The 7,185-nt window shown below is 64.6% G+C and carries 5 protein-coding genes and 1 pseudogene; all 6 read right to left on the bottom strand.

Annotated features, from left to right (window positions below; all coding sequences use genetic code 11):
- A pseudogene (locus EOA28_RS18735) lies at positions 1-707 on the bottom strand (chemotaxis protein MotC); the annotation flags it as partial.
- Positions 704-2,122: a MotB family protein gene (locus EOA28_RS18730; RefSeq protein WP_127250717.1), complete on the bottom strand. Its 1,419-nt coding sequence runs from the start codon at positions 2,120-2,122 to the stop codon at positions 704-706. The pseudogene EOA28_RS18735 and the gene EOA28_RS18730, both read right to left, overlap by 4 nt.
- Positions 2,119-2,754 carry a hypothetical protein gene (locus EOA28_RS18725; protein WP_127250716.1) on the bottom strand — a complete coding sequence of 212 codons (636 nt, stop codon included), beginning with the start codon at positions 2,752-2,754 and terminating at the stop codon, positions 2,119-2,121. The genes EOA28_RS18730 and EOA28_RS18725 overlap by 4 nt, the downstream gene beginning before the upstream one ends.
- A gap of 3 nt (positions 2,755-2,757) precedes the next feature.
- Positions 2,758-4,410: a flagellar basal-body MS-ring/collar protein FliF gene (gene fliF / locus EOA28_RS18720; protein ID WP_127250715.1), complete on the bottom strand. Its 1,653-nt coding sequence runs from the start codon at positions 4,408-4,410 to the stop codon at positions 2,758-2,760.
- A gap of 180 nt (positions 4,411-4,590) precedes the next feature.
- The gene (locus tag EOA28_RS18715; protein ID WP_127250714.1) at positions 4,591-5,661 is read right to left on the bottom strand and encodes a flagellin; all 1,071 of its coding nucleotides are present in this window, start codon (positions 5,659-5,661) and stop codon (positions 4,591-4,593) included.
- Between the two features lie 254 nt (positions 5,662-5,915).
- Entirely contained in the window at positions 5,916-6,911 is a 996-nt protein-coding gene (locus EOA28_RS18710; protein ID WP_127250713.1) for a flagellin, read from the bottom strand.
- Positions 6,912-7,185: the final 274 nt, after the last annotated feature.

The raw sequence follows: 7,185 nt of genomic DNA, 5'->3' as shown, positions 1-7,185 counted from the left end.
GCCATATGCAGCGTGATGACGCCGGAAACGAAGGCATCGGCGAACTGGCTGGCGTAGGGCGAGTAGAGATAGGACGCGACATATTGGGTCGACGCCAGCGCGAAACGGGCGGCGTCGCCCTGCGCGGCCGCGATGCCCACGGAGCGGCGAAGCGCCGCTTCCTCGACCAGCGTGCCGGGGCTGAGCAGGCGCGCCTCGTCCAGCAGGGCGAGCGCCTGGGCAGGGTCATCGGCCGCAAGCAGCGAACCCTTGACCAGCGCCAGAAAGGCGCCGATGTCCGGAGGCACGCTCATCGGATCGATCGGCTTCAGCATTTCGATCGCATTGGCCGGCCGGCCGTTCAGATAGGCGACGACGCCCTTGGCGATGGCGAGGCTTTGCGGGTCGGTCATCGCGCGCGAAGCCGCCGCCGCGACCGTCACCGGATTGCCGCCGCTCATGCCGTAGACCAGCAAGGCGCGGAAATTCTTCGGCTCTTTGAAGTCCTCGGCATTGGCATCGCGCATCCGGGCGTCGATCATTTCGAGGAGCTTCGCCTGCATCGGCAGCGCGGCATGATCACCGCCGGCAATGCGGTCCTGGATCAGCTGCAGCGAACGCACCAGCTGATAAGGCTGTAGCACGTCCTGCGCGAAGGCCGCCGAGGGCGCCCCCGCCGCAAGCAATAGCAGCGCGATCGCGCCGCCGATGATGCTTCTGGCCTTCATCCGCCGGCCGTCATCAGGATTTCGATGCGGCGGTTCGTGGCCGCCATCGGATCGGACGCGATCTTGGGCTGCCGGTCGGCGAAGCCCGCGACCTCGGTGATGCGGCTTTCGTCTACGCCGCCGCGAACCAGCATGTAGTAGGCCGCATGGGCACGCGCGGTGGACAGCCGCCAGTTGTCGTAGGTGTCGCTGCGGAACGGCCGCGCGTCCGTGTGGCCGCTGATGGTGATGGTGCCCTTCTTCTCGTTGATGATGTGGCCGATCTTTTCCATCGCCAGCACCAGCTCGCGGCGCGGCATGGCCGAGCCGATCTCGAACATGCCGAAATCGAGCTGATCGGTGATCGAAATGACCACCCCCTTGTCGGTGGCCTCGACCGAGACGCCGTCGGCGAGCTTTTCGCCCGGCAGGAATGCCTTGGCGAGTTCCTTCTTGATGTCCGCGGCCTGCTGGAGGGCGGCTTTGCTCGGCGCCTTGCCGCCCTTGTCGGCGGCCTGCTCTTGTTCGGTCTTTTCCGCCTTCGCCGCTTCGGCTTTGGTGTCGCCGGCCGCGGCCTCGCGCTTGTCGGCTTCGGCTTTCCCGCCCTGTGCCTTGTCAGTCTTGTTACCTTCACCCGACGGCTTTTCGACCTCGCCCTGCGCGGCCTTCTGACCGCTCTTGGCCTCGGTCTTTTCCGAAGTTGCCAGCGGCTCCAGCGGCGCGGCCGTCATCGGGGGAGCCGCCGGAGCGGCCTTTGCCTTCGGCACCGCGACCGTTGCGACCTTCTCGCCAGGCTTGGCGGGATCGCCATCGATCTTGGCGCGTTCGGCGGTGGCCTCGGCGCCAGGCGCCGCCACCTGCTGCGACCAGAAATCAGGCGCGAAGGGGTCGCGATAGGATTCGCCGCCGGAAGCGCCGGTCGCCGGGCCGGCCGTCTGGGCGCCGCCTTCGCCCTTGGCGCTGACATTCTGCAGCACCCCCGTATCAGCGGCGATCTCCGCCAGCACCGCATAGGGATCGGCAAACAGCTTTTCTTCGGAAAGCTGCGCATCCTGCGCACCGTCCTTGGTCTGCCGGCGTTCGGACGAGCCGGCGCCGCCCTTGCCGTCCTCGCCCGCCTTGGTCGCGCCCTGCTGCGGATTGTCCGCGGTCAAACCGACCTTGCTCGGGCCGTCGCCGAGATCCTCGAGGCCCTTGCGGCTGGAATTGCGGTCGATCAGCTCGACCGGATTGAAATAGCTGGCGACGGCTGCCTTGGTCTGCTCGTTGGCGGCGTTGATCAGCCACATGACGAGGAAGAAGCACATCATCGCCGTCATGAAATCGGCGAAGGCGATCTTCCACACGCCACCATGGTGATCATCGTCATGACCGTCGTGATTGCGCTTGACGATGATGATCTCGTGCCGGGGCTCGGCATGGTCGATGGCGCTCATGACAGAACCTCGGACAAGGACGCGGACCACTCGGCGATACGCGTCTCGAACACCATTTCGTCGATGCTCACGGTCAGGTCGAAGCCCGGCGCCTCGGCGAAGTCGAGATTGGCCGCGCGGGATCCAAGCGCCGCCTTCAGCGGCTCGAACAGCGAGAGCGGTCCCCGAACACCGATGCGGACGGCCTCGTTGTCCGCGACCGCGGCGGCGATGGCGCGTGAAAGGGCCTGCAGCGAACGTTCCTGCAGGTCGTCGCTGAGAAGGCCGCCGATGATGCGGGCAACAGTCGCGCCGGCAAGCTCGGCAACGCGCTGCTCCATGGCGTCGATGCGCGTGGCGACAGCGGCGCCGAGGTCGCCGCCGAAGCTTTCAAGAAAGGCTCTCGCGGCATCGTCGCTGGCCTGGCGCTCGGCGTCGAGCGCGGCCTGATGGGCGAGCGCAAGCCGTGCCTCGAGCGTGGCCTCCGCATCGGCCACCGCCTCGGCGATTAGCGCGCCGATGTCGGCCTGTGGCGCGTGCGGTGCCGGCGCGGCCGGCATATGCGCGGCTTCGCGCGGGGTCGCCGCCTGGCTGGCGTACGGGGTCCGCGAGCCGAAATCGGGCAGGAGGTCGAAGAGGGCCGCCGAGACCATGGCCTAACCCACGGCTTCCGGGGCGGCAGCCCATTTGCGCAGAATCTGCGCGGTGCGCTCCTCATTGAGATCGACCATGCGGGCAAGCCGCTCCTGCGGCGCCGGCCGGATCTTCTGGCGCAGATCATCGAGCGGGGTTGCGCCGGCGCGCGCGCCGGGTAGCGGCGGTGTCTCGGCGGTGATCGCGGCGACCGGCGCGTCGGGCGTCGGCAGCGAGCGTTGCACATCATCGAAGCTTGGGCCGGCAATGGCCGCGGGCTTTGCCGATGCCGTCAGCGCTGCGGCCATGGGCTTCAGGCCGAAGAAGGCAACCAGGAAAACAACGACAATAAAGGCGCCTGCATTGATGAGCGTGCCGGTATGGGTGCCGATCGAGGCGAGGATGCCCGGCTGTTCGATCGGCTCGCCGTCGAGGCCGTTGATGAACTCGACCGCCGACACGTCGATGACGTCGCCGCGCTTGTCGTCGAAGCCGGTCGCCGACGCCACCATCTTCTGGATATCGGCGACGCGCTTGGCGATCTGCTCCGGCGTGGCGTCCTTGCCGAGGATGGTCTTCAGCCGATCCTGGTTGACGACGACCGCGATCGACATCTTGTTGACCGTGTAGCCGTTCGAAACGGTCGCGATCTTCTTGGAGTTGATCTCGTAGTTGGTGATTTCTTCCTTGCGGTCGTTCTGCGAGGAGGACTGCGGCCCCTCGGTGCTGGTCGTTTGCGTCTCGGGCAGGTTCTGCTCGACGCTGGTCGGGGTCGAAGCCTGCTTCTGGTTGCTGGCCTCGTTGGTCTTGACCGATTGCACCGAACGTTCGACGCGCGAGTTCGGATCGAAGATCGTCTCCTCGGTCTGGCGGCTGTCGGTGTTGACGTCAGCCTTGACGCTGGCGCGGAAATTGTCGGGGCCGAGATAGGGGGTGAGCGCGCGGCGGATGTTGTCGCCGATCTGCGCCTCGACCGTCTGCTCGACCCCCAGCGTGCGCGCGGCGCTCGTGTTGGAAGGATCGTCGCCGGCGGCCAGCAGATTGCCGTTGGAATCGAGCACGGTGACCTTGTCGGCCGAGAGGCCGGGAACCGCCGCCGCAACCAGATGACGGATCGACATGGCGCTTTTCTCGGCATCGTTGCCGGTATAGCGGATGACCACCGAGGCGGAGGGCTGTTGCTCGTCGCGGCGGAAATTGGCGCGCTCGGACATGACTATATGGACGCGCGCCGCCTTGACGCCGGAGATCGACTGGATCGTGCGCGCGATCTCGCCTTCCAGCGCGCGCACACGGGTGATCTGCTGCATGAAGGAGGTGAGGCCGAGCGAGCCGACATTGTCGAACAGCTCGTAGCCGGCATTGGCGCTGGTCGGCAGGCCTTTCTCGGCGAGCAGCATGCGCGCCTGCGCGGTGGTGCCGGCAGGCACCAGCACGGAAGTGCCGTCGGAGCCGACATCGAAGCCGATGCCGGCATCGGCCAGCACAAGGCCGATCTGGTTCACGTCGGAACGCTCGAGGCCGACATAGAGCGTCTCATAGGCCGGGCGATTGAGATAGACGGAAGCGATGCCGATGACGGCCATGACCAGGGCCGCGATGCCGCCCATGAGCGCCAGACGCCGCACGCCGAAGCTCTTGAAATTCGCGATGATGCTCTGGATCTGTTCCGGCACGATTCAACGGCTCCCAGCACGACTGTCCGCCGGAAGACTAGACCGCGAAGCTTGTGCGAGGATGATAGGGCGCGCCGGCAAAGAGCCAGCAAGATGCCGAACGCGCAACTTCCTTCCGAGAAACGAAAAAGGCCGCGTTTCAGACACGGCCTTTTCGTCGGTCGAAGGTGAGCAGGCGACTTAGCCGTTCTTGAACAGCTGCAGGATCGACTGCGAGGAGCTGTTGGCGATCGACAGCGACTGGATGCCGAGCTGCTGCTGGACCTGGAGCGCCTGGAGGCGCGTCGATTCCTTGTTCATGTCGGCATCGACGAGCTGGCCGACGCCGCGATCGATGGAGTCCATCAGGCTCTGGGTGAAGGTTTTCTGCAGGTCGATCGAGCTCTTGGCGGCGCCGAGCACGGTGGCGGCGTCAGTAAGCTGACTCATGACGTTGTCGATCTTGGTGACCATCTGCGTGATGATATCGTCGGTCACGCCCGTTGCCGTGATGTCGAGATTGAAGGCGGAGACGTTGTCGATCTTGACGGGCGTGCCCGTCACCGCGGCTTGGGCGGTGGTGTTGGCGGCGATGTCGGTAGCGCCGCCGGCGATCGCGGTGGCATAGGCGGCGTCATACGCCGACTGGTCCGCGGCCGTGGAATAGATCGAGGTCTTGCGATCGAGGATGCCCTGGTTCTTGACGGCCGTGGCGAGGCCGGAATCGAACAGCTTGGTGCTCTCGACATTAACGTCGATCGTTCCAAGCGAGATGGCGCCTGACGAAGAGCGATTGAACGAAGAGACGATCTTGGCGTCCGGCTGGACGCCGTCATTGGCGGCTGCCACCTGCGTGGACGTCACCGAAAGGTAGTTCGAGCCGGAGAAGGTGGCGGCGTCGGCGAAGGATTTCATCTGCGCCTGGAGCGCGGTGATTTCGGTCTGCGTCTTGGCCTTGTTGGCATCCGACTGGCCGACGGCCGACAAAAGCTTGGTCTTGATCTGGCCGATCGTCGAAAGGACGTTATTCATGCCGGTATAGGCGGTGTCGACCTTCGAGGCGCCAAGGCCGAGCGCGTCCTGTACGGTCGACAGCGCCGAGTTGTCGGAGCGCATGGTGGTAGCGATCGACCAGTAGGCGGCGTTGTCGGAGGCCTCGGAGACCCTGTAGCCGGTCGAGATCCGCGCCTGCGTCTGCTCGAGCGATTTGTTGGTGGCGTTGAGGCTTTGAAGTGCGGTCAATGCCGCAGCGTTCGTCATGATGCTCGCCAAGAAACTCGCTCCTTCTCAAAAGCCGGCATGCCACGCAGGCCTCGACCTGCCCATCGGTTGCGATCGTGCCGGGCGGGCCGATTCGACAACCTGTATCAATTGGTTAACCATACCTAGCGCGATATGGTTAATGGCCTGTTAAAAGTCGGCTTCGGAGAAGTTAAGAAACGAGGGTTGCGCGAGCCTTGAGCAAACGCAAATCGGGCCGCGCTTTTGGCGCGGCCCGGTGCTTTGGCGTGGTCAGTATAGAGCGATCAGCCGCGGAAGAGCGACAGGATCGACTGCGACGAGCCGTTGGCGATCGACAGCGCCTGGACGCCGAGCTGCTGCTGAACCTGCAGAGCCTGGAGGCGGGTCGATTCCTTGTTCATGTCGGCATCGACGAGCTGGCCGACGCCGCGATCGATGGAGTCCATCAGGCTCGAGGTGAAGGTCTTCTGCAGGTCGATCGAGCTCTTGGCGGCGCCGAGCTTGGTCGCAGCGTTCGTCATGGACTTGAGCGCGGCATCGACGACGTTCATCATCGCCTGGATCTGGGTGTCGCTGGCAGCGGTGGTGCCGGAGAAGATCTTCAGGCTGGCGACAGTGTAAGTGTCGGTGGCCACCGCAGCCGCGCCGAGGGTCGGGGCCGAGGCCGTGGCCACAACGCTGCCGTCGGTGCCGAGGCGGTTGGCGTCGAGGATGCCCTTCGACACACCTGCCGCGGTGCCAGCCTCATACAGCTTGATGCTTTCCACGTTGACGTCGATCGTGGAGATCGAAACCGCGCCGGTGGAGCTGCGGTTGAAAGCCGAAACGATCTTGACGTCGGCCGCGCTCGTGGCGGTGGCGCCGCTGTTGACCGACAGCATGTTGGTGCCGGAGAAGGTGGCGCCGTCTGCGTAGGCCTTCAGCTGGTCCTGAAGAGCCTTGATTTCAACCTGGGTCTTTTCCTTGGACGCGTCGGTCTGGCCGTAGGATGCGGTCAGCTTCTGCTGGATCTGGTTGATGGTGCTGATCGCGCTGTCCATGCCGGTGTAGGCCGTGTCGACCTTCGAGGCGCCGAGGCCGAGAGCGTCCGAAACGGTGGACATGGCCTGGTTGTCGGAGCGCATCGTGGTTGCGATCGACCAGTAGGCGGCGTTGTCGGAAGCCTGAGAAACGCGATAGCCCGTCGAGATGCGGGCCTGGGTGGTGTCGAGGTTCTTCTGGGTGGCGTTCAAGCTCTGCAGAGCGGTCAACGCCGAGGCGTTGGTCATGATACTGGCCATGGTACTCGTACCCTATTTTTACACTGATTTTTTGACATACCGGCGTGTCCGGTATGACGGTGCGGCATCATGCCAATGATCTGTGAAACCCGATCACCCGCCATCTGCGAGCAATATGCGGGCCAGTCCCTACCAAAGCGCTAAATCGCAGGGTTAATCGAAAATATATTGCGCAAAAATCGAGCGCGGATCCGGCGCCGGCCTCTGCGGCTTCAAGTGAAGGATCGCACCAGGCTGCCGACGAGAAGGTTCCAGCCGTCGATCAGCACAAAGA

The organism is Mesorhizobium sp. M2A.F.Ca.ET.067.02.1.1, assembly GCF_004023285.1.
In the GTDB taxonomy this organism is placed as follows: domain Bacteria; phylum Pseudomonadota; class Alphaproteobacteria; order Rhizobiales; family Rhizobiaceae; genus Mesorhizobium.
The sequence above is the reverse complement of the archived record's forward strand: the minus strand, read 5'-3'. Positions and strand labels throughout refer to the sequence as shown.